General features: G+C 62.8%; 22 protein-coding genes. 15 read left to right on the top strand and 7 right to left on the bottom strand.

All coding sequences use genetic code 11. The features are described from left to right. Nucleotides 1-8: 8 nt before the first annotated feature. Together GOW72_RS17050 and GOW72_RS17045 are read right to left on the bottom strand one after the other, a co-directional pair. Nucleotides 9-833: a ChaN family lipoprotein gene (locus tag GOW72_RS17050; RefSeq protein ID WP_170367660.1), complete on the bottom strand. Its 825-nt coding sequence runs from the start codon at nucleotides 831-833 to the stop codon at nucleotides 9-11. After that, nucleotides 830-1,708 (bottom strand): RNA polymerase factor sigma-32, encoded by an 879-nt coding sequence (locus GOW72_RS17045; RefSeq protein WP_170367659.1) that lies wholly within the window; start codon nucleotides 1,706-1,708, stop codon nucleotides 830-832. Before GOW72_RS17045 ends, GOW72_RS17050 begins: the two co-directional genes overlap by 4 nt. Nucleotides 1,709-1,809: 101 nt before the next feature. Between GOW72_RS17045 and cobU the strand changes: the two genes are divergently transcribed. The 4 genes from cobU (at nucleotide 1,810) to GOW72_RS17025 (ending at nucleotide 5,422) form a co-directional block, all read left to right on the top strand. Next, a complete protein-coding gene (gene cobU, locus GOW72_RS17040) occupies nucleotides 1,810-2,331 on the top strand; it encodes a bifunctional adenosylcobinamide kinase/adenosylcobinamide-phosphate guanylyltransferase (RefSeq protein WP_170360197.1) in 522 nt (173 codons plus the stop codon). Further along, the gene (locus GOW72_RS17035) at nucleotides 2,328-2,906 is read left to right on the top strand and encodes a histidine phosphatase family protein (protein WP_170367658.1); all 579 of its coding nucleotides are present in this window, start codon (nucleotides 2,328-2,330) and stop codon (nucleotides 2,904-2,906) included. The genes cobU and GOW72_RS17035 overlap by 4 nt, the downstream gene beginning before the upstream one ends. 58 nt (nucleotides 2,907-2,964) lie before the next feature. After that, a complete protein-coding gene (locus GOW72_RS17030) occupies nucleotides 2,965-3,843 on the top strand; it encodes a glutathione S-transferase (protein WP_170367657.1) in 879 nt (292 codons plus the stop codon). 64 nt (nucleotides 3,844-3,907) lie between these two features. After that, the gene (locus GOW72_RS17025; RefSeq protein WP_170367656.1) at nucleotides 3,908-5,422 is read left to right on the top strand and encodes a YifB family Mg chelatase-like AAA ATPase; all 1,515 of its coding nucleotides are present in this window, start codon (nucleotides 3,908-3,910) and stop codon (nucleotides 5,420-5,422) included. Here the strand turns inward: GOW72_RS17025 and gshB are convergent. From gshB to rsmI, 3 genes are all read right to left on the bottom strand, one after another. Then, entirely contained in the window at nucleotides 5,419-6,351 is a 933-nt protein-coding gene (gene gshB, locus GOW72_RS17020) for a glutathione synthase (RefSeq protein WP_170360189.1), read from the bottom strand. The two genes, GOW72_RS17025 and gshB, sit on opposite strands and share 4 nt — an antisense overlap. Nucleotides 6,352-6,412: 61 nt before the next feature. Then, complete coding sequence (locus GOW72_RS17015; protein ID WP_170367655.1) at nucleotides 6,413-6,784, bottom strand: YraN family protein; 372 nt, start codon at nucleotides 6,782-6,784, stop codon at nucleotides 6,413-6,415. A gap of 1 nt (nucleotide 6,785) precedes the next feature. After that, the gene (gene rsmI / locus GOW72_RS17010; RefSeq protein WP_170367654.1) at nucleotides 6,786-7,643 is read right to left on the bottom strand and encodes a 16S rRNA (cytidine(1402)-2'-O)-methyltransferase; all 858 of its coding nucleotides are present in this window, start codon (nucleotides 7,641-7,643) and stop codon (nucleotides 6,786-6,788) included. Between the two features lie 88 nt (nucleotides 7,644-7,731). Here rsmI and GOW72_RS17005 point away from each other — a divergent pair, with 88 nt between their 5' ends. The 3 genes from GOW72_RS17005 to murJ are packed head-to-tail and all read left to right on the top strand — an operon-like array spanning nucleotide 7,732 to nucleotide 13,209. Then, nucleotides 7,732-8,892 (top strand): penicillin-binding protein activator, encoded by a 1,161-nt coding sequence (locus tag GOW72_RS17005; RefSeq protein ID WP_170360183.1) that lies wholly within the window; start codon nucleotides 7,732-7,734, stop codon nucleotides 8,890-8,892. Next, nucleotides 8,852-11,671 carry a [protein-PII] uridylyltransferase gene (locus tag GOW72_RS17000; RefSeq protein ID WP_170367653.1) on the top strand — a complete coding sequence of 940 codons (2,820 nt, stop codon included), beginning with the start codon at nucleotides 8,852-8,854 and terminating at the stop codon, nucleotides 11,669-11,671. The genes GOW72_RS17005 and GOW72_RS17000 overlap by 41 nt, the downstream gene beginning before the upstream one ends. After that, nucleotides 11,668-13,209, top strand: coding sequence for a murein biosynthesis integral membrane protein MurJ (gene murJ / locus GOW72_RS16995; protein ID WP_170367652.1), 1,542 nt, complete (start codon nucleotides 11,668-11,670; stop codon nucleotides 13,207-13,209). The genes GOW72_RS17000 and murJ overlap by 4 nt, the downstream gene beginning before the upstream one ends. 5 nt (nucleotides 13,210-13,214) lie before the next feature. Here murJ and GOW72_RS16990 read toward each other — a convergent pair whose 3' ends face one another. Then, nucleotides 13,215-13,901 (bottom strand): rhomboid family intramembrane serine protease, encoded by a 687-nt coding sequence (locus tag GOW72_RS16990; protein ID WP_170342144.1) that lies wholly within the window; start codon nucleotides 13,899-13,901, stop codon nucleotides 13,215-13,217. Nucleotides 13,902-13,987: 86 nt separating this feature from the next. Here GOW72_RS16990 and trpS point away from each other — a divergent pair, with 86 nt between their 5' ends. After that, nucleotides 13,988-15,016, top strand: coding sequence for a tryptophan--tRNA ligase (gene trpS, locus GOW72_RS16985; protein ID WP_170367651.1), 1,029 nt, complete (start codon nucleotides 13,988-13,990; stop codon nucleotides 15,014-15,016). 58 nt (nucleotides 15,017-15,074) lie between these two features. Here trpS and GOW72_RS16980 read toward each other — a convergent pair whose 3' ends face one another. Next, the gene (locus tag GOW72_RS16980) at nucleotides 15,075-16,124 is read right to left on the bottom strand and encodes a Glu/Leu/Phe/Val family dehydrogenase (RefSeq protein WP_170367650.1); all 1,050 of its coding nucleotides are present in this window, start codon (nucleotides 16,122-16,124) and stop codon (nucleotides 15,075-15,077) included. A gap of 129 nt (nucleotides 16,125-16,253) precedes the next feature. Between GOW72_RS16980 and GOW72_RS16975 the strand changes: the two genes are divergently transcribed. From GOW72_RS16975 to rimI, 7 genes are all read left to right on the top strand, one after another. Continuing rightward, the gene (locus tag GOW72_RS16975; RefSeq protein WP_170343300.1) at nucleotides 16,254-16,715 is read left to right on the top strand and encodes an Lrp/AsnC family transcriptional regulator; all 462 of its coding nucleotides are present in this window, start codon (nucleotides 16,254-16,256) and stop codon (nucleotides 16,713-16,715) included. Nucleotides 16,716-16,773: 58 nt separating this feature from the next. Further along, entirely contained in the window at nucleotides 16,774-17,637 is an 864-nt protein-coding gene (locus tag GOW72_RS16970) for a branched-chain amino acid aminotransferase (protein WP_170343301.1), read from the top strand. Between the two features lie 75 nt (nucleotides 17,638-17,712). Further along, the gene (locus GOW72_RS16965; protein WP_170342153.1) at nucleotides 17,713-18,168 is read left to right on the top strand and encodes a universal stress protein; all 456 of its coding nucleotides are present in this window, start codon (nucleotides 17,713-17,715) and stop codon (nucleotides 18,166-18,168) included. Continuing rightward, a complete protein-coding gene (locus GOW72_RS16960; protein ID WP_170367649.1) occupies nucleotides 18,168-18,761 on the top strand; it encodes a 2-hydroxychromene-2-carboxylate isomerase in 594 nt (197 codons plus the stop codon). The genes GOW72_RS16965 and GOW72_RS16960 overlap by 1 nt, the downstream gene beginning before the upstream one ends. A gap of 68 nt (nucleotides 18,762-18,829) precedes the next feature. Continuing rightward, the gene (locus GOW72_RS16955; RefSeq protein WP_093963451.1) at nucleotides 18,830-19,393 is read left to right on the top strand and encodes a NifU family protein; all 564 of its coding nucleotides are present in this window, start codon (nucleotides 18,830-18,832) and stop codon (nucleotides 19,391-19,393) included. Continuing rightward, entirely contained in the window at nucleotides 19,383-19,973 is a 591-nt protein-coding gene (gene tsaB / locus GOW72_RS16950; RefSeq protein WP_170367648.1) for a tRNA (adenosine(37)-N6)-threonylcarbamoyltransferase complex dimerization subunit type 1 TsaB, read from the top strand. The genes GOW72_RS16955 and tsaB overlap by 11 nt, the downstream gene beginning before the upstream one ends. Continuing rightward, a complete protein-coding gene (gene rimI / locus GOW72_RS16945) occupies nucleotides 19,970-20,383 on the top strand; it encodes a ribosomal protein S18-alanine N-acetyltransferase (RefSeq protein ID WP_170367647.1) in 414 nt (137 codons plus the stop codon). The genes tsaB and rimI overlap by 4 nt, the downstream gene beginning before the upstream one ends. The last annotated feature ends 111 nt before the right edge of the window (nucleotides 20,384-20,494 follow it).

Raw genomic sequence — 20,494 nt, 5'->3', positions numbered from 1 at the left:
TCCAGTGCTTAATTCTGAGACTCGAAGGCCTTGCAGGGGTCTTCGCGTTCGGCCGCAGGGCTGTCAATCACCGCGTCAAAATCACCGGTCACGACACCGTCTTCGGCCTGACCGAGAACAAAGACCTTAAGGCCCGGACGCAGGCGCGACAGAAAGGTCGGAATGCCCTGATCCTTGCGCGCGTGCCCGTTTCCGGTAATCACCGCCACCGGACCGCCAGTTTCATCAATTGCACGCAGAATGGCCCGGGTCAGAACAGCATCGCGCAGACGCTGGATCGCCACCAGTTGCGGCAAGGCCTCGGCGGGAAGTGCGTTGCAATGCGCTGCCAATTGCTCGGCCTCGCGCGCTGCCTGATCCTCGGGCGCCAATGGAATGTTCAACCCATATCGCGCCGCATCCGCGCCCAGGGTCGTTGCGGCACCGCGTTCCATCGCAGCCCGCGCAGCCGCGCGCGGCACCATCGCTCCGTATACCGGGGCCTCTGATGCTTGGAAAACAGGGTAATACATGCTGAGCGGCGGCCATCCCGTTTCGGCCCATCTCAGGATCCGTGACAGCTCCTCGGGGTTCGAGGCGGCAGTCTGCGCCAGTCTCTGAGCCCCTTCCTCGGTTACCATTTCCCAGACCATTGCAGACGGATCGATGTCCGCAATCGCTTCGGTCTGGACCAGGTGATGAAGGGGGTTGTCGTGAACTTCGCCAAGGATCACGACATCGGCGTCCCTCATCTGTGCCAATATATCTTCGGGAATAAGGTCCCCGGCCAGAACTGGCCGGGTCAAAAATGTCAGCGACAGCACGGCCGCCGTCAGAATCGCAAGATGTCTCATGCGAAGAAGTGTTGCACCTCGCGCGATTGAGCTTCAAGGTTCTTACGCATCTTCACGAACGCCGCTGCCTCGAGCTGTCGCACGCGTTCCTTGGACAAACCCAGTTCCTGACCCAGGCTTTCCAATGTGCGCGCCGGCTCACGCAGCTTACGCTCACGCACGATGAACCGTTCCCGGTCGTTGAGCGCTTGCATCGCCGTGATCAACCATTCCCGCAACCGGCGGGTATCGTGGCTGTTCTCGACAGTTTCTGCAGCCTGCTCGCGATCATCCTCCAACGCGTCGATCCACTCGCGACCATCCTCGTCAGCCGATTGAACGGCGTTCAGCGAAAAGTCTGAGCCGGCCAACCGACCGTGCATCATTTCCACATCGCGCAGCGGTACACCGATCTCGGCCGCAATCATCTGGTGCAGCTGATGGCGGTCCAATTCGACGCCATCGGTCGCGGCTTCGCGCTCCAGCCGGGCCTGCACGCGCCGCATGTTGAAGAACAGGGATTTCTGGGACGATGTCGAACCGGTCCGTACCATCGACCAGTTGCGCATCACGTAATCCTGAATGCTGGCCTTGATCCACCACACCGCATAGGTCGAAAAGCGGACCCCGCGATCCGGGTCGAATTTGTCAGCGGCCTTCATCAGGCCAAGCCCGGCCTCTTGGATCAGGTCATTCATCGGCGCGCCATAGCGTTTGAACTTGGCCGCCATTGAAATGGCCAGACGCATATAGGCCGTTATCAACCGGTGAAGGGCCTGTTCGTCGCGCTCGTCTCGCCAGGCATAAGCCAGACGCAATTCAGTTTCCGCATCCAGCAATTCGGCTTTCATAGCCTGCCGGGACATCGAGAAGTCGTTCGGGTTATCCAGTGCCATGCAGCTCTCCCATCTGTCGTAGGCGCCGCCGGTCTTGCCTTGCCGACGTATGGTCGATACGCAAGGGCGCACCGGGTGGATCACTGTAAAGGTAGTAAAAAATGCATCCCGATTTAACCTTTGTCCTGGGTGGCGCGGCATCGGGAAAATCTGCATTTGCCGAGCAACTCGTTGTTTCAACAGGTAAAACCCGCGTCTACCTGGCAACATCACAAGTGTTTGATGATGAGATGCGCCTAAAAATCAGGCGCCATGTGGACCAAAGAGGCGACGGCTGGGCCACGATCGAAGCCCCGATGGATCTGCGCCCGGCGCTGGCGGGGCTGAGCCGGGATCAGGTCTGTCTTATCGATTGCGCCACGATGTGGCTCAGCAATCACCTGCTGGCCGACAGCGATCTTGAACAGGAACAGGCCGCCCTTCTGGCCGCGCTACGGACCTGCCCCGCGCAGGTCATTATCGTCTCGAACGAAGTGGGGCACGGTATCGTCCCCGACAATGCGCTGGCCCGCAAGTTCCGCGAGGCGCAGGGGCGGTTGAACATCGCCCTCGCCGCCCAAGCCGGCCTTGTGGTTCAGGTCATCGCGGGACTACCGCAGGTTTTGAAAGGCCAGTTGCCGTGACCCGGTTGCACCTCGTCCGCCACGGCCCGACCCATGCCAAAACGATGGTGGGCTGGTCCGATATTCCCGCCGACCTGAGCGACCACGCGGCCCTCGCGCGCCTGCATGACCACCTGCCGCAGGATGCGCTGGTCATTTCGTCGGACCTGTCGCGCGCCGCGGATACGGCCACGGCCATTCAGGGCACGCGTCGCCGGCTGCCGCACCATCCCGACCTGCGCGAGATCCATTTCGGCACGTGGGAGATGCGCGCATTCGCCGAGATCGAGGCCGAAGACCCCGAACTGGCCTTTGCCTATTGGGACAGCCCCGGCGACGTGCGCCCGCCCAACGGCGAAAGCTGGAACGCGGTCCGCGCGCGGGTCGACGCGGCGATCGACGGGTTGATCGGTATGCATACAGGCGCCGATCTGGTGATCGTGGCCCATTTCGGCGTAATCCTGACCCAGGTACAGCGCGCCCTTGACATGGACGCGCAACGGACCTTTGCCCATCGCATCGACAACCTCTCGGTGACCGAACTGGCCTTTGACGGCAAAACCTGGTCGGCCGGCCGGATCAATCATCTTCCGTGAACACGGGGCGCACAATTCAGCGTTTTACTGATATCGGGCGTTCGGCCATCCTCGGGCCATGACCTATGACCTTTTCATCGGGGACCGCCTGTTTTCAAGCTGGTCCATGCGCGGATGGCTGATGCTGGAAAAATTCGGCCTGCCCTACACGACCCACATGATCGGCCTGTATTCGGGCACGATGGCCCGGGACATGCAGCCGCTGGCCCCGGCCCGTCTGGTCCCCGCGCTGCGCCTGCCCGACGGCACGGTGGTCGGTGAAAGCCTCGTCATGGCCGAGACGCTCGCCGAACGCCACCCCGATGCGGGGCTTTGGCCGCGGAACGCCGCCGCCCGCGCAACCGCCCGTTGGCTGTGTGCCGAGATGGTCGCCGGGTTCCACGCGCTGCGGTCGGCCTGCCCCATGCAACTCAAACACCGCTGGAAAGGGTTCGAGCCGTCAGGAGAAACTCGCGCCGATCTGACCCGGATCGAGACCCTGTGGGCGCATGCGCGCAAGATCTCGGGCACGACGTCCGGCCCGTTGTTCGGCCGCTATTCGCTGGCCGATGTGTTCTATACGCCGGTCGCAGCCCGGATCATCGGCTACGGTCTGCCCGTGTCCGTGCAGAGCCACGACTACTGCATGGAATTGTTGTCGGACCCGGCGGTTCGGCAATGGCGCGCGATGGGGCTGACCGTCGACTACGACCCGTTCCCCTATGACCAGCCGCTCAACGCCGAGCCCTGGCCGATCGGCGGGGCCTCGACGGCCCGCGCGGTTGAGGCGGGGCCTTCGGTCAATGACCGCTGCCCCTATTCCGGCAAGCCGGTGACCGCATTTCTGGAGCTGGATGGCAAAAGATGGGGCTTCTGCAACACCTTCTGCCGCAACAAAACCGTGGCCGACCCCAGAACGTGGCCGAAATTCACGCAAATGATCCGGCAAGCGGTGTGACCGTTAACCATTCCTAAACCGACGCCATGGCAGCAAGGTCCTGTTAATCAATAACAGGATCGCCATGGTCGCCCGCGCTCATACCGTTGCCTTTCAGGGGGTCGAGGCCCGCCCGGTCGAGGTGCAATGCGCCGTCTCCCCCGGGCTGCCCGCCTTTTCAATCGTCGGCCTGCCGGACAAGGCCGTGTCCGAGGCCCGCGAACGCGTGCGCAGTGCGCTCAGCGCGATGGCCATTGCGCTGCCCTCCAAACGCATCACGATCAACCTGTCGCCCGCTGACCTGCCCAAAGAAGGCAGCCATTTCGACCTGCCGATCGCGCTGGCCCTGCTCTGTGCGATCGACATCCTGCCCGCCGACGCCGCCGAAGGCACCATGGCTCTGGGCGAGCTTTCACTGGACGGCTCATTGGTGCCCGTGGCCGGCGCCCTGCCCGCCGCGATGACCGCCGCGGCCGAGGGCCGCACGCTGCTGTGTCCGCGCGCGTCAGGTGCCGAGGCGGCCTGGGTCGACGCGACCCAGGTGATCGGGGCCACGTCCCTAGCCGACGTCGTGCGCCATTTCACCGGCCAGTCGCCCCTGCCGGTCGCCCAGCCCGGCGAGGTCAGGTTGGAGCCCTCGACCCGCGATCTGCGCGACGTAAAAGGGCAGGAACGGGCAAAACGCGCATTGGAAATCGCAGCGGCCGGCCGTCACCACATGATAATGATCGGCACGCCGGGGTCAGGCAAATCCATGCTCGCCGCCCGCCTGCCCGGCATATTGCCGCCGTTGACGCCCACCGAGGCCCTCGAGACCTCGATGATCCAATCGCTGTGCGGCATGCTGGACGAAGGCGGCATCAGCCGGACCCGCCCGTTCCGCGAACCGCATCACACGGCGTCGATGGCGGCGATCGTGGGCGGCGGAAAGGGCGCGAAACCTGGCGAGATTTCCCTGGCCCACAACGGCGTGCTGTTCATGGACGAATTCCCCGAGTTTCCGCGAACGGTTCTCGAAACCCTGCGCCAGCCAATCGAGACCGGCGAGGTCATGGTCGCCCGCGCCAACGCCCATGTGAAATACCCCTGCCGGTTCATGCTGGTGGCGGCGGCGAACCCCTGCAAGTGCGGATATCTCAGCGATCCGTCCCGCGCCTGCTCGCGCGCGCCGATCTGCGGCGAGGACTATCTGGGCCGCATATCGGGGCCGTTGATGGACCGGTTCGATCTACGGATCGAGGTGCCGCCCGTGGGCTTTACCGACCTCGACCTGCCGCCATCCGGAGACAGCTCGGCCACCGTCGCCGCGCGGGTGCAACAGGCGCGCGTTGTTCAGGCCCGGCGCTTTCAGGACACGCCCGGGATTCGCCAGAACGCCGATATCGAGGGCAATCTGCTGGAAGAGGTCGCCGCACCTGACGCCGAGGGCAAGGACCTGCTGGTCAAGGCGGCCGAGCGGTTCGGCCTGTCGGCACGGGCCTACCACCGCATTCTGCGCGTGGCCCGCACCATTGCCGATCTGGAGGGCGCGCCCGATGTGCGTCGCCCCCACGTGGCCGAGGCGCTGAGCTATAGGATCAGCGCCCGGGTTGCGGCCTAGACCTTGGCCTCGATCGCCTGCCAGATCTTTTCGGCGATATTGGTTCCGTTGAACCGCTCCAATTCCTGGATTCCGGTGGGCGAGGTCACGTTGATTTCGGTCAGATAGTCGCCGATAACGTCGATACCTACAAAGATCTGGCCCTTTTCCTTCAGCAGCGGACCGATGGCCGCGCAGATCTCAAGATCGCGGTCGGTCAGCCCGATCTTTTCGGGACGGCCACCCACATGCATGTTCGACCGGGTCTCACCCTCGGCCGGAACGCGGTTGATCGCGCCGACCGGTTCGCCATCGACCAGGATCACCCGCTTGTCGCCGTTGCGCACATCCGGCAGGAATTTCTGAACGATCAGCGGCTCGCGCGAGAAACCGGTGAACAACTCGTGCAATGAAGTCAGGTTGCGGTCATCGGCATCCAGCCGGAACACGCCGGCCCCGCCATTGCCATAGAGCGGCTTGAGGATGATGTCGCCGTGCTTTTCCTTGAACGCCTTGATCGTCTGCAGATCGCGGGCGATCGTGGTGGGCGGAGTCAGGTCGGGAAAATCCAGAACCAGCAGTTTTTCCGGATAGTTGCGCACCCAGAACGGATCATTCACCACAAGAGCCTGCCCACGCAACCGATCCAGCAGATGGGTGGACGTGATATAGTGCATGTCGAACGGCGGGTCCTGCCGCAGCCAGACGACATCGAAATCCGCCAGATCAACCTCGCGCTCAGGCCCCAGAACCGCCGGCTGGTCCGCAACCCGCTGCACCGTCATGTCGTGACCGCGGGCGGTGATGCGCCCCTCTTGATAGGCCAGCTGATCGGGTCCGTAGTAAAACAGTTGGTGCCCACGGGCCTGGGCTTCTTCGGCCAGCCGGAACGAGCTGTCTGCATTGATGTCCACGGCCCCGATCGGGTCCATCTGAAAGGCGATTTTCATGGCGTGTCCCTCGTAGTCACGCCAGATACATGGCCCAGCGGGGACGGGTGTTCAATGGCGATCAGCCCTGACCAAAGGCGTTTTCGACGATTTGTACTGCGCCCGTTGCATCCACCAGAGCCGCGTCGAACCGGACATTGGTCAGCTGCCCGCCCGGTTCCTGCGCCAAATACTGCGCCGCCGAGGCGCAAATCCGGTCGATCTGCCGCTTGCTGATCCGGGCGGCGGCGCTGTCAAAGGTTTGGCTTTTCTTGACCTCGACGAACACAAGGCCCTGTGCATCCCGGACGATCAGGTCGATCTCGCCACCCGCGCCGCGCCAACGCCTGTGACAGACCTTGAACCCTCGGCTCTCGTAATCGGCAGCGACGCTGTTCTCGGCCGCCTGCCCGGAGTGATAGGAAACCGAGCCCTGGACCGACCGTAGCGCCATATCATCCCTTTCCTATCTTCAGGGCCTTCTGGTAGATCGGCCGCCTTGGCAAATCATACATTCTGGACACCAGATCCGCCGCATCCCGCACCGAGTGCGTTTCCAGAGCCTGTCGCAACGCTTCTTCTACATCTGAATCGTTAACGGCTTGTGAATGGGCACGGTCCACCAGCAAGACGATCTCGCCCTTCACGGTGGCATCTCGATACTGTTCGGACAGCTCAGCAAGGCTGGCCCGCCGGACTTCTTCGAACTTCTTGGTCAGTTCACGACAGACCGCGGCCTGACGCTCGCCACCCAGAACCTGCGCCAGATCCGACAGGCACGCCCCCAAACGCTTGGGAGATTCGTAGAACACCAGCGTCCCGGGAACATCCCGCAACGCCTCGATCCGTGTTCGGCGGGCGCCGGACGCATTCGGCAGGAATCCGGCGAAAAAGAAGGCGTCCGTCGGCAAGCCCGCCAGGGTCAGCGCCGTAACGACGGCTGACGCTCCAGGGGCGCAGGTCACGCTGAACCCGGCCTCGGCCGCCTTCTTGCCCAGATCATAACCCGGGTCGGCGATCAGCGGCATCCCCGCCTCGGACGCGTAGGCCACGGACTTGCCCTGGGACAGTTCGGCAATCAGTTTTTCACGCGCAGCCGTGCCGCTGTGGTCGTGATAGGCCAGGATGCGCCGCCCTTCTAGGGGTACACCGTGGATCTCCATCAATCTGCGCAGGCTGCGTGTATCTTCCGCCGCGATCACATCAGCCGAGGCCAGAACGTCCAGCGCCCTGAGCGTAATGTCGCGCGCCGTTCCGATCGGAGTGGCAACAAAATACAGCCCCCCAGCCAATCTTACCTTTTGGAAATTCAAAGCTGGACCCTCGCAGCGTGACGTTTATTATCGCGGCGTGATAGAACAGCAGCGTTCTTTGCCGCCGGATCAGGGAGTTTTCATTTAGATGTTTACCGTTTGCAAGCCCGTTCGCAAACTGGCGAAATTCGCCATCGGCCTGACCGCGGCGGCATTTTTGGCCGCCTGCGAACCCGGTGCCACCGGGCGCGGACCGTCGATAGACACGTCAGAGCCGATCCCCGTTGCCCTGCTGGTGCCCAAATCGGGCGACGCCGCGTTGGCGCAAAGCCTTGAGAACGCTGCCCGGCTGGCCATGGCCGATCTGAACAACGTCAAGATCGATCTTCGCGTCTATGACACTGCCGGCAATCCGAACACGGCAGCCGCAGTTGCGCAGCAGGCCGTTGCCGACGGCGCAAAGGTCATTCTGGGGCCGGTTTACGCGCAGGCCGCCAATGCTGCAGGCCTTGCGGTTCTGAGCAAGAACGTGAACGTTCTGTCCTTCTCGAACAATACCAGCATTGCCGGCGGAAACGTGTTTGTCCTTGGCCCGACCTTCGACAACACGGCCAACCGGCTTGTCAGCTACGCCGGCAAACAGGGAAAGAAAAGCACCGTCATCGTGCACAGCAACGATGCGGCAGGCCAATTGGGCCAGGCGGCAATCTCGAACGCACTTGGCAACAGCCGTGTGGCGAATGCGGGTGTGGTCGGTTTTGATCGATCTCAGCAGGGCGTGATCGACGCCATCCCTGCAATCAAGGCAACTGTGGACTCGACGGGGGCGGATTCGCTCTTTTTGACCGCCACGACCGCCGGCGCGCTGCCGCTTTTCAGCCAGTTGCTGCCCGAGGCCGGTGTCTCACCGGCAACCGTGCAATATATTGGCCTGACACGCTGGGACATTCCGGCCCAGACGCTGGAACTGCCGGGCGTGCAGGGCGGGTGGTTTGCCTTGCCCGACCCTGCCAAGGCCCAGGCCTATCGCGTACGCTACAACGCGACCTATGGCGAGGCACCGCATCCGATCAGCGGCCTGGCCTATGACGGCATCGCCGCCATCGGCGCTCTGGCCAGCCAAGGGAAGTCCAATGCCCTCTCCGCCGCGGCCCTGACCCAGAATGCCGGGTTCCAGGGTGTTGGCGGTATTTTCCGTCTGCGCCCGAACGGTACGAATGAACGAGGTCTGGCCGTGGCCACGATCCAGAACAAACAGGTAGTTGTGATTGACCCTGCCCCGCAAAGCTTCTCTGGCGCCGGTTTCTGATCAGCTTGTGACGATCCCCGCGCCGGCTGGCGCATTGATCTGCGACGCCAGCGAAATCTTCGATGGCGAAAAGGTCAACGCGCTGCTGTCGAAGGCCCTGAAAGACATTCCGGAAACGGCCGCAGCCCGAAACGAGGCCGTCCGGATCCTGCGGGACGCTCAGAAATCCGGGCGTCAGGCCATCGAAGAGGCATTCGCCGCCCGGCCCTTCGACGCCCGGTCTTTGACGCGATCCTACACCTATCTGACCGATGGGCTGGTCTGCGCCGCGATGACTGTGGCCGGACAGCATCTGCATCCATTGGCCAACCCGACCCAGGGCGAGAAGATGGCGGTTTTGGCCGTGGGCGGCTATGGGCGCGGCGAGATGGCGCCGTTTTCGGATGTCGATCTGCTGTTTCTGACTCCCTACAAGATCACCGCCTGGGCCGAGAGCGTGATCGAGTCGATGCTGTACATCCTGTGGGATCTACGGCTGAAAGTCGGGCATTCCTCGCGCACGATCCGTGATTGCCTGCGTCTTGGAGACGAGGATTTCACGATCCGGACAGCGATGCTGGAACAGCGCTATCTGGCCGGTGATCTGGACCTGGCCGATGAGCTGGAAAGCCGGCTGAAATCCGAGCTATTCAAAGGAACCGAACACGAATTCATCGAAGCCAAACTGCATGAACGCGACGAACGCCACCACAAGCAGGGCGAGCGTTACATGGTCGAACCGAACGTGAAAGAAGGCAAAGGCGGCCTTCGTGACCTGCAGTCCCTGTATTGGATCGCCAAATACATCTACGGCGTTCACGACGTGGCTGAACTTGTCCCGCTGGGGTTGTTCACCCAGGACGAATTCAACACGTTCGTGCAGGCCGAAGACTTCCTTTGGGCCGTACGTTCGCATCTTCATCTGGTGACACGGCGCGCAACCGAACAGCTGACCTTTGATCTGCAGGTCGAGGTGGCCGACCGCATGGGTTACGAAGACCGAGCGGGCCGCCGGGCCGTCGAAATCTTCATGCAGCGGTACTTCCGAGAAGCCACGAAGGTGGGAGAACTGACACGGATCTTCCTGACCAAGCTTGAAGCGTCACATATGAAGAACGCGCCGTTGCTGGAACGCATCTTCAGCCGCAAGCCACGGGTCAAGCCGGGCTATAGGGTTGTTCATGGCCGGCTGGACGTGGCCGACCCCAAGAGCTTTTTGTCCGACAAGCTGAATCTACTGCGTCTGTTCGAGGAAGGTCTGCGCACGGGTATGCTGATCCATCCCGATGCGATGCGGCTGGTCACGGCCAACCTGCACCTGATCGATGACGAAATGCGCAACGACAAAGAGGCGAGGCGCATCTTTCTGGATCTGATGCTGAAACACGGCAATCCCGAACGCGCGCTGCGCCGCATGAACGAGTTGGGCGTTCTGTCGGCCTTCATCCCCGAGTTCGAGCCCATCGTGGCGATGATGCAGTTCAATATGTACCACAGCTACACGGTGGACGAGCACACGATCCAGTGCATCATCAACCTGGCGCAGATCGAACGGGGCGAACTTGTCGAAGCGCTGCCGCTGGCCTCGTCGATCCTCGAGGGCGGAGTGAACCGGCGTGTGCTTTACGTCGCTCTGCTGTTGCACGACATCGCCAAGGGCCGCCCCGAGGATCACTCGATCCTGGGGGCCAAGATCGCACGGACGGTCGCGCCTCGGCTGGGGTTGAACAAGAAAGAATGCGAAACCGTCGAATGGCTGGTGCGGTATCACCTGCTGATGTCGGACATGGCGCAGAAGCGTGACATCTCGGACCCGCGCACGGTGCGCGACTTCGCCAAGGCGGTTCAGACCGTCAAACGGCTGGATCTGCTGACGGTCCTGACAGTCTGCGACATCCGCGGCGTTGGGCCGAACACCTGGAACAACTGGAAGGCCACCCTGCTACGGGCCTTGCACGCGGAAACTAAGCGCGCGCTGGAAACCGGCATGGAGGACCTCAACCGTGCCAATCGTGGCGCCGAGGCCAAGAAAGCGCTGCGTGACGCGTTGTCAGCCTGGTCCAAGGCCGACCTCAAAACGGAAACCGGTCGGCACTACGATCCGTATTGGCAGGGACTCAACCTCTCGACCCATGTCGAGTTCGCCGAAATGCTGCGCGCGCTGGAAAAAAGCGCGGATCCGGCGGCGATGGAAATCCGGCTGCACCCTGACGAAGACCGGGATGCGACGCGGGCCTGCTTTGCCATGGCCGACCACCCCGGTATCTTTTCCCGGATTGCCGGTGCGCTGGCGCTTGTGGGCGCAAACGTGGTCGATGCCCGCAGCTATACCACCAAGGACGGCTACGTGACTGACGCGTTCTGGATTCAGGACGCTGACGGCCACCCGTTCGAACTGTCGCGTCTGCCGCGCCTGACCCAGATGATTCAGCGCACCCTCAAGGGCGAGGTGGTGGCCCGCGAGGCACTCAAGTCCCGCGACAAGATCAAGAAGCGGGAAAAGGCGTTCAACGTCCCGACGCACATCACCTTCGACAATGAAGGGTCCGAGATCTACACGATCATCGAAGTCGACACCCGCGACCGGCCCGGCCTGCTCTACGATCTGGCCCGGACCCTTGCCGCCGCCAATGTCTATATCGCCAATGCCGTGATCGCGACCTATGGCGAGCAGGTGGTGGATACGTTCTACGTCAAGGACATGTTCGGGCTCAAATACCACTCGGAGGCCAAGCAGAGGACGCTGGAAGCCAAGCTGCGCACCGCGATCACCGAAGGCGCCGAGCGGGCGGCCTCATGAAGCAGATCCGCCTGTTCTCGGGCCTGTTCACGGTCGGGTTCTGGACCCTTGCCAGCCGTATTCTGGGCTTTCTGCGGGAAATCCTGCTGACAGCCTATATCGGGCCGGGGCCGGTCATGGATGCTTTCGTCGCAGCCTTCCGCCTGCCCAACATGTTCCGCCGGTTCTTCGCCGAGGGCGCTTTCAACGCAGCCTTCGTTCCGATGTTCTCGAAACGGCTGGAAGGCGGCGAAGACGCGCAGGGGTTTGCGCAGGATGCGTTCAACCTGCTGGCGGCGGCCGTTCTGGCGCTGGTCGGGCTGGCCATGGTGTTCATGCCGGGGCTGGTCTGGCTGACGGCCGAAGGGTTTTATGGCGACGAACGTTTCGATCTGGCGGTCGGTTACGGGTATGTCGTCTTTCCCTACATCCTGTTCATGTCTCTGGCCGCGCTGTTTTCCGGGGTTCTCAATGCCACCGGTCGATTCGCCGCCGCTGCAGCGGCTCCGGTCCTGCTGAACATCTTCGCCTGCACGGCACTGATCGTAGGCGCGGCAACCGGAGGCGAGGTCATCCGTTGGCTCATCGCCGTCATACCCATTGCCGGGGTCGCTCAACTGGCGCTGGTTTGGGTCGCCACCGAGCGCGCCGGAATTCGCATCCGGTTCGGCCGACCGAAGCTCAGCCCTGAAATGCGCAACATGGTTCGTATCGCGGTACCGGCGGCACTTGCCATGGGTGTGACGCAGGTCAATCTCGTTGTCGGGCAGCTGGTCGCGTCAAAGACCGAAAAGGCCATCAGCTGGCTCTTTGCCGCCGACCGGCTGTATCAGCTGCCGCTGGGCGTGGTCGGCATCGCCGTGGGCATCGTGCTGTTACCCGACCTGTCGCGCCGCCTGCGCGCGGGGGACGGCGATGGCGCGCGCAACGCCTTTTCCCGCGCCGGAGAGTTCACCCTGTTGCTGACCATTCCGGCAACCGTGGCCTTCGTTCTCATCCCGGTGCCGCTGGTCTCGGTCCTGTTCGAACGTGGACAGTTCACCCCCGAAGACACGGCTGCCACCGCGCTGGCCGTGGCGGTCTATGGCATCGGCCTGCCGGCCTTCATGCTGCAAAAGCTGCTGCAACCGCTTTTCTTCGCCCGCGAGGATACCCGTTCGCCCTTCCGATATGCCGTTGTGGCGATGGTCATCAACGCCGTGCTGGCCTTTGGGCTGTACCCGATCGTCGGCTGGATTGCCCCGGCCATCGCGGCCTCGGCCGCCGGGTGGGGCATGGTGGCGCTGTTGGCACTGGGCGCCCGGCGCATGGGCGACGAGGCCCGTTTCGACGACCGGTTCAAGCGTCGCGCGCCCAGGATACTGGCCGCCTCAATAGGAATGGGCGTGGTGCTGATCGCGGCGATACAGCTGTTCGGTTGGACGTTCGAGGTTCAGGGCTGGCGCTATCTGGCCTTGCTGGGCCTGATCGTTGTCGCCGCAGTGTCTTACTTCCTTCTGGGCCACCTGCTGGGTGCGTTCCGCCTGTCCGAGTTCCGGTCCGCCCTGCGAAAGTCCTGACCGCCTCAGTCCCGCCGGATACGCCCCACCAGCCGCGCCCATCCACCCGGCGCCACGAAAAACGACAGCCCGAACCCGGTCGCGAACCCGCCCAGATCGGCCACCCAATCCGAGGTGCCGCCGAAGATCAGCCCAAACAGAAGTTGGATGCCCATCAGCACCGCGATCAACTGGAACGCCCGCGCCTGGTTCTCTCCGACCAGCGACAGCCTGCGCCACAGCAGCCAGGTGAACGCACCGATCAGGCCGTAGACCGGCGGGAAGCCCCCGACCAGCGGATAGCGCGGGTCCAGCAGCACCGCATAGGCCAGCGCCCCGCCCACACCCGACAGCACGAAGATCACCAGCATCGCAAAACCGCCAAAGACCTCGCCCACCATCTTGCCCATCGCCAAAACGAAGACGCAGACAAAAAGCGCCTGGGTAAAGCTGCCTGACACGAAGGGGTAGGTGAAGAACCGGATCACATGCTCGACCGGCCAACGCCCGTTCATTACCATCCAGTCGAAGATGTCGGCCGAGAAGGAATAGCGCTGGATCGCCTCCAGCCGCCAGCCCACCGCGCCCGGTCCGCCGACCAGGCCGCGCGTGCCGAGGGTGAAGGCCAGTTCGATCCCCATGATGAACAAGACCAGCGCTACCACCACGGGTGGCAGGGGGTTCACGGGGGGTGTGTAATGCTCGCTGCTCATTGGGCGGGCCTTTCGCGGCTGTTGACGTCCCTTTGCCTCATGGGTAAGCGACGGAGGCTTATTTTTCCAGACGGGAGTTCCCTTCCATGACCGAAACCAAGTTCACGCCGCGCGTGTTTTCCGGCATTCAGCCCTCGGGAAACCTGCATCTTGGCAACTACCTTGGTGCGCTCAAGCGTTTTGTGGATATGCAGGGGCCGGAGATGGAGACCGTGTACTGCATGGTCGATCTTCACGCGGTCACCGTCTGGCAGGACCCCAAAGAACTGGCTCATTCCACGCGCGAGCTGTGCGCGGGCTTCATCGCCGCCGGCATCGACCCGGAGCAGTCGATCCTGTTCAACCAGTCGCAGGTGCCCGAGCACGCGCAACTGGCCTGGATCTTCAACTGTGTTGCGCGCATGGGCTGGATGCAGCGCATGACCCAGTGGAAGGACAAGGCGGGCAAGAACCAGCAGAACGCCTCGCTGGGCCTTTTCGCCTATCCCTCGCTGATGGCCGCCGACATTCTGGTCTATCACGCGACCCATGTCCCGGTGGGCGACGACCAGAAACAGCATCTCGAGCTGACCCGCGACATCGCCATCAAGTTCAACCACGACTATGGCGTCGATTTCTTCCCGATCACCGAGCCGGTGATCGAGGGCGCGGCGACCCGCGTGATGAGCCTGCGCGACGGGGCCAAGAAGATGTCCAAGTCGGATCCGTCCGACATGAGCCGGATCAACATGACCGACGATGCCGACACCATCGCCAAGAAGATCCGCAAGGCCAAGACCGACCCCGATGCCCTGCCATCGGAAGTGGACGGGCTGGAAGACCGCCCCGAGGCGCGCAACCTGGTCAACATCTATGCCGCGCTCAGCGATCAGACGGTCGAGCAGGTTCTGGCCGAGGTCGGAGGCAAGCAGTTCGGTGAATTCAAGCCGATGCTGGCCAATCTGGCGGTCGCAAAGCTGTCGCCGATCTCGACCGAGATGGCGCGGCTGATGGGCGATCAGGCCGAGATCGACAGGATTCTGGACCGTGGCGCAGAACGGGCGCGGGAAATCGCGGCTCCGATCCTCAGCCGCACCTACGAGATCGTGGGGATGGTGGGCGCCGGCCGCGCCTGAGACCCAGACAGAAACTTCAGCGCCGCCCCTGATCCGGGGCGGCGTTTTTCGTTGCAGGTCAGGCGGCCTGCGGGTGCAGTTTTTCCTCGACGATGGATTCGGCCACCGCATGGGGGCTGACGCCATCGACCTTGGCGCGGGTCAGGATGCGGTCCATCGTCCGCTCCAGCGCCTCGAGCCGCTGACCGACCCAGGCTTCGCGATCCCTGATCTTCAGGATCTCGGTTGCGACGTTCACGATCCCGCCGCCATTGGCCACGAAATCCGGAGCATAGAGGATGCCGCGGTCATGCAGGCGCTGCGCGTCGGCATCAGTTGCCAACTGGTTGTTGGCCCCTCCGGCCACCGCGCTGACCTTCAGAAGCGGAATGCTGGTTTCGTTCAGGATGCCGCCGATGGCGCAGGGCGCGAAAATATCCGCCTCGGCCGCATAGATCGCATCGGGCGCGACGGCCTGCGCTGCGAACCGGTCCCCCAGCCGGGCGGTCTGGCCCGCATCGATGTCGGTGATCACCAGTTTTGCCCCAGCGTCATGCAACAACGCACACAGATGTTCGCCCACATGGCCCAGCCCCTGCACCGAGACGGTCTTGCCGCTCAGATCCCCGGACCCGAACCGATGCCGCGCGGTGACGCGGACAGCGTTGAAAATCCCGCGGGCAGTGACGGGCGACGGGTCGCCGCTGGCGAACGGGCCATCGGGCAGACCGGCGACATATTCGGTTTCGGTGCCGATATGGGCCATGTCGGCCGGGGTCATCCCCATGTCCTCGGCCGTCCAGTATTGGCCACCAAGGCTTTGGACCACGTGCCCGAAGGCTTGCAGTAACCGAGGCGTCTTGTCCGCGCTCGGGTCGCCGATGATCACGGCCTTGCCCCCGCCCAGCGGCAGATCGGCCGCGGCGTTCTTGTACGTCATGCCCCGCGACAGGCGCAGCGCATCGTCCAGCGCCTCGGACGGGTGGCCATAGGTGCGCATCCGCACCCCGCCCGCTGCAGGCCCCAATTGCGTGGAGTGGATCGCCACAAAGCCCGAAAGCCCGCTGGCGGCGTCTTTGAATTCGACCACACGCTCGTGATCTGGCGCGTCAATCGTGGTTATTTCCATTTTGCTCCTCCGGAAAGACAGACTGAGTCTGCCACATCGGACCGAGTGATTTTCGCCAATGCATGCTGGTCAACTTATCTCTCTTGGAGATAATGGTAATCTGAGCCGACCATTTTAGGGATTTTCTCCATGGATCAGATCGACCGCAAGATCGTGCGCGCGCTGCAGCAGGACGGGCGCATGACCGTTCTTGACCTGGCCGAAAAGGTGGGCCTGTCGCCCACACCCTGCGCGCGACGCCTGGACCGCCTGCGCCGCGACGGGGTGATCACCGGATATTCGGCGCAGGTCGACCCCGAGAAGCTGGGCTTTGGCGTCACGATTTTCGTGTCTGTCGAACTTGAGAAACAGGACCGCAACGCCATCGACGCCTTCGAACGCGCCATCCTGCGATGCGATGAGGTGATGGAGTGCTACCTCATGACAGGCTCGCGCGACATCCTGCTGCGCGTCGTGGCGCGTGACCTGACCGCCTTCGACGCGTTTCTGGAGAACCGGCTGATGCAGATTCCGGGCATCCGCAACCTGCGCTCCAACTTCGCCCTGCGCGCGATGGTCAAGCGCGACGTGTTGCCATCGTCGGCCGGATAATCTGCTGGACCTTGGGCGCGCGCGCTCCTACGGTTCGGCGGAATTGACGGAGGGCACAATGGCAGTCGGCAAGAATATCCGCACTTATTTCGATGGCACATGGCACGATGGCGATGCCCCGATCATGCGGGCTGCGGACCACGGGGCCTGGCTTGGATCATCGGTGTTTGACGGCGCGCGCTATTTTGACGGAATGGCGCCCGATCTGGCGGCGCATTGCGACCGGGTGAACCGCTCGGCCGAGGCACTGATGCTCACTCCGACCGTGACCACCGAACAGATGGTCGAACTGATCCGCGAAGGTCTTGAAGCTTACCCGACCGAGGCCGCCGTCTACATTCGCCCGATGTATTGGGGGATCGACGGAGACGCGACGGCGATCGTGCCGCAGGGTGACAGCACAGGCTTTGCCATCTGCCTCGAAGAAATCCCGATGGCGCCCGAGGCGGCCTCGGTCACGCTGACGACCACCCGCTTCCGCCGCCCGGTTCTGGAAAGCGCGGTCGTCAACGCCAAGGCCGGGTGCCTTTATCCAAACAACGCCCGAATGCTGGCGGAAGCACGATCCAAGGGGTTCTCAAACGCATTGGTGACCGATGCCATGGGCAACGTGGCAGAAACCGCAACGGCCAACATCTTCATGGCCAAGGATGGCGAGGTGTTTACTCCGGCACCGAACGGCACCTTCCTTGCAGGCATCACCCGTGCGCGGCACATCGACAATCTGCGGCGCGACGGTGTGACGGTTCACGAAACTGTTCTGACCTTCGACGATTTTCACGACGCGGACGAAGTGTTCATGTCCGGCAACATGAACAAGGTCACGCCCGTGACCGCACTGGACGACACGCAATATCAGATTGGCCCTATCACGCGCCGCACGCGCGCGCTCTACTGGGACTGGGCGGCCAGCAACCAATAAGCGAAGGCCCGTCGCGGCCCGAGTTGCCAGACACCGAATGCTCGGGCATGATCCCGAAAACCGAAGAGGACATTCATGCGCAAGTTCCTTGTAGTTCTTGACGATAGCCGCGAGTGCCTGAACGCCATGCGTTTCGCCGCAATGCGTGCTGCGCATACGGGCGGGGGGGTGACCATCCTCTCGGTCATTCCTCCGGACGAGTTCAACCACTGGATCGGCGTGGCCGAAGTGATGCGGGAAGAAGCCCGCGAGCGTATCCATGCGCATTTCGAGGTATTTGCCAAATGGATGCGCGACAAGCAGGGGATCGAGCCGGAACTGGCGATCCGCGAGGGTGAACCCGTTCCGCAGATCATTGAGCATGTCCGCTCGGATCCCGAGATCGGCGTCCTTGTTCTGGGTGCGGGTACCGACAAGAAGGGCCCGGGTCCACTGGTCACTCAGTTGACGCGGAATTCCGGCAGCTTGCCGATTCCGATCACCATCGTTCCGGGCGACCTGAGCAAGGAGAAGCTCGAAGAGATCACCTGATGCCCGCCACCCTGCACTTCTGGTTCGATTTCGCCTCGACCTATTCCTACCTCAGCGCCATGCGGGTCGAACGGGACGCGACAGCCTGTGGCGTGCAGGTGGACTGGCAGCCATTCCTTCTGGGTCCCATTTTTGCCGAACAGGGGTGGAAAACCTCACCGTTCAACATCTATCCGGCCAAGGGGCGGTACATGTGGCGCGACATGGAACGGCTTTGCCGGCAGCATGGCCTGCCCCTGACCCGACCTGCCGAGTTTCCGCAAAACAGCCTGAAGGCCGCACGCCTTGCGCTCGCCATCCCTCAACGTGAAGCGCGCGCTGCATTCTCCCGCGCCGTTTTTGCCGCGCAGTTTGGCCAAGGCCTGAACATTTCCGAAGAGCCTGTTCTTCGCAGCGCCCTGTCCGCCGCCGGCCTCCCCGAGGACATGATCGACCGGACCGCGGACGCTGACATCAAGAGTTCTCTGTTTGAACAGGTTGCCCGCGCCAAATCGCTGGGGATCTTCGGCGCCCCCAGTTTTGTCGTGGATGAGGAGCTTTATTGGGGCGATGACCGGCTGGACATGGCAATCCGACAGGCCGCAGCTATTTAGAACCGTTCCAAATCTTGACTTCCCGGCCACTGACGCGCATATCAGAGCCAACTGATACGGAGCGCGCCATGTTCATCCAGACCGAATCCACGCCCAACCCGGCCACGCTGAAATTCCTGCCCGGTCAGACCGTGCTCGAGGCCGGTACAGCGGATTTCCCGACTGCCGAAGCCGCGCAGAACTCGCCGCTGGCGCAGCGCATCTTTGCGGTCAGCGGTGTGACCGGAGTTTTCTTCGGCAATGACTTCGTGACCGTCACCAAAGACGACGGCGTGCAGTGGGACCACATCAAACCCGCCATCCTGGGCGCCGTGATGGAGCACTACCAATCCGGCCAGCCGGTGATGGGAGCCGGGGTGGAAACCGCGTCCGGCCATGCTGAACATTCGGGTGAGGACTCGGAAATCGTAAACCAGATCAAGGAATTGCTGGACAGCCGCGTGCGCCCCGCCGTGGCGCAGGACGGCGGTGACATCACCTTCCACGGCTTTGACCGCGGCGTCGTCTACCTGCATATGCAAGGGGCCTGCGCAGGCTGCCCGTCCTCGACGCTGACCCTGAAGATGGGAATCGAGAACCTGCTCCGCCATTACATCCCCGAGGTGACTGAGGTTCGCCCTGTTGCCGTCTGATCAGACAATTCTGGCATTTGACACATCGGCCGCGCATTGCGCGGCCGCTTTGCTGCGCGGGCCTGACATCGTCGTGAGCCGCGCCGAAACCATGACCCGCGGCCAGGCGGAACGCCTGATGCCTTTGCTTCAGGACATCCTGGCAGAAGGCGGGGTTTCTTGGGCGGATATCGACGCGATCGGTGTCGGGACGGGTCCGGGCAATTTCACAGGAATTCGCATCTCGGTCTCTGCCGCCCGAGGGCTGGCGCTTGGATTGAACAAGCCGGCAATCGGCATTTCGGGCCTTGAAGCCCTTGCGGCCTTAGCACCTGAAGGGCGGATCCCTGCAATTCCCGCCCCCCGCGACCAAGTTTACCTGCAAGCGCCCGACGGGACACCGCAATTGATGACGCAGGAACAGGCAGAATCACTTGGCGCTCTGTTTTTGTGCGACGATGCGGATGCAGTCGTCCGGGCCATCGCCCGGATTGCATCCGAACGTGTTGACCTTGTGTCCGGTCCCCCGGCCCCCCTGTACGTTCGTGCCGCAGACGCCGCCCCGTCGCGCGATACGCCGCCGCCTTTGCTGGACCCATGACCCCACAGGAAATGGCCGAGACCCACGGCGCGGCTTTCACCCAGTCCCGCCCCTGGACCGCCGATGAATTCGCTGATCTGCTTGCCAACCGCTTCACCCATGTTGTTGGAAACAAATCAGCATTTGCCCTGATCCAGGTCATCGGCGACGAAGCCGAGCTGCTGACCATCGCGACGCATCCCGATCATCAGCGGCAGGGTCTGGGCCGCGCCTGCATGCAGGCTTGGCATGACAAGGCTCACAATCTGGGTGCGCGCCGGGCGTTTCTTGAGGTGGCATCGGACAACGCGGCCGCCATTGCACTCTACCAAAGTTGCGGCTATGCGCGCTGCGGTCTTCGGCCGGGATATTACCGGCGCGGCAAGGCTGACAAAGTAGATGCAATCTTGATGGAGCGCGCGCTACCCTGACGAAAGCCGGGCATTTCTGAGACCAAATGGTCAAAAAGCGGTTGACCATGGCTGTTTCAGACGGCCTTAATTGCCGCTATCACAGCAGTTCTGCTCGCTCTGAGCGGGGCT

Origin of the sequence: Ruegeria arenilitoris, from assembly GCF_013032855.1 — a bacterium.
Classification (GTDB): Bacteria; Pseudomonadota; Alphaproteobacteria; order Rhodobacterales; family Rhodobacteraceae; genus Ruegeria; species Ruegeria arenilitoris.
Note: the sequence above shows the minus strand (reverse complement) of the source record. Positions and strands in the feature narration are given on the sequence as shown.

What these genes read in the sequence shown, in the direction of transcription:
- GOW72_RS16980 (WP_170367650.1), bottom strand. Translation starts at nt 16,124, where the DNA reads ATGGAAATAACCACGATTGACGCGCCAGATCACGAGCGTGTGGTCGAA.
- GOW72_RS16975 (WP_170343300.1), top strand. Translation starts at nt 16,254, where the DNA reads ATGGATCAGATCGACCGCAAGATCGTGCGCGCGCTGCAGCAGGACGGG.
- GOW72_RS17025 (WP_170367656.1), top strand. Translation starts at nt 3,908, where the DNA reads ATGGTCGCCCGCGCTCATACCGTTGCCTTTCAGGGGGTCGAGGCCCGC.
- gshB (WP_170360189.1), bottom strand. Translation starts at nt 6,351, where the DNA reads ATGAAAATCGCCTTTCAGATGGACCCGATCGGGGCCGTGGACATCAAT.
- GOW72_RS16990 (WP_170342144.1), bottom strand. Translation starts at nt 13,901, where the DNA reads ATGAGCAGCGAGCATTACACACCCCCCGTGAACCCCCTGCCACCCGTG.
- GOW72_RS16960 (WP_170367649.1), top strand. Translation starts at nt 18,168, where the DNA reads ATGCCCGCCACCCTGCACTTCTGGTTCGATTTCGCCTCGACCTATTCC.
- GOW72_RS17005 (WP_170360183.1), top strand. Translation starts at nt 7,732, where the DNA reads ATGTTTACCGTTTGCAAGCCCGTTCGCAAACTGGCGAAATTCGCCATC.
- GOW72_RS17015 (WP_170367655.1), bottom strand. Translation starts at nt 6,784, where the DNA reads ATGGCGCTACGGTCGGTCCAGGGCTCGGTTTCCTATCACTCCGGGCAG.
- GOW72_RS16965 (WP_170342153.1), top strand. Translation starts at nt 17,713, where the DNA reads ATGCGCAAGTTCCTTGTAGTTCTTGACGATAGCCGCGAGTGCCTGAAC.
- GOW72_RS17050 (WP_170367660.1), bottom strand. Translation starts at nt 833, where the DNA reads ATGAGACATCTTGCGATTCTGACGGCGGCCGTGCTGTCGCTGACATTT.
- cobU (WP_170360197.1), top strand. Translation starts at nt 1,810, where the DNA reads ATGCATCCCGATTTAACCTTTGTCCTGGGTGGCGCGGCATCGGGAAAA.
- GOW72_RS16955 (WP_093963451.1), top strand. Translation starts at nt 18,830, where the DNA reads ATGTTCATCCAGACCGAATCCACGCCCAACCCGGCCACGCTGAAATTC.
- GOW72_RS17030 (WP_170367657.1), top strand. Translation starts at nt 2,965, where the DNA reads ATGACCTATGACCTTTTCATCGGGGACCGCCTGTTTTCAAGCTGGTCC.
- rimI (WP_170367647.1), top strand. Translation starts at nt 19,970, where the DNA reads ATGACCCCACAGGAAATGGCCGAGACCCACGGCGCGGCTTTCACCCAG.
- murJ (WP_170367652.1), top strand. Translation starts at nt 11,668, where the DNA reads ATGAAGCAGATCCGCCTGTTCTCGGGCCTGTTCACGGTCGGGTTCTGG.
- trpS (WP_170367651.1), top strand. Translation starts at nt 13,988, where the DNA reads ATGACCGAAACCAAGTTCACGCCGCGCGTGTTTTCCGGCATTCAGCCC.
- GOW72_RS17045 (WP_170367659.1), bottom strand. Translation starts at nt 1,708, where the DNA reads ATGGCACTGGATAACCCGAACGACTTCTCGATGTCCCGGCAGGCTATG.
- GOW72_RS16970 (WP_170343301.1), top strand. Translation starts at nt 16,774, where the DNA reads ATGGCAGTCGGCAAGAATATCCGCACTTATTTCGATGGCACATGGCAC.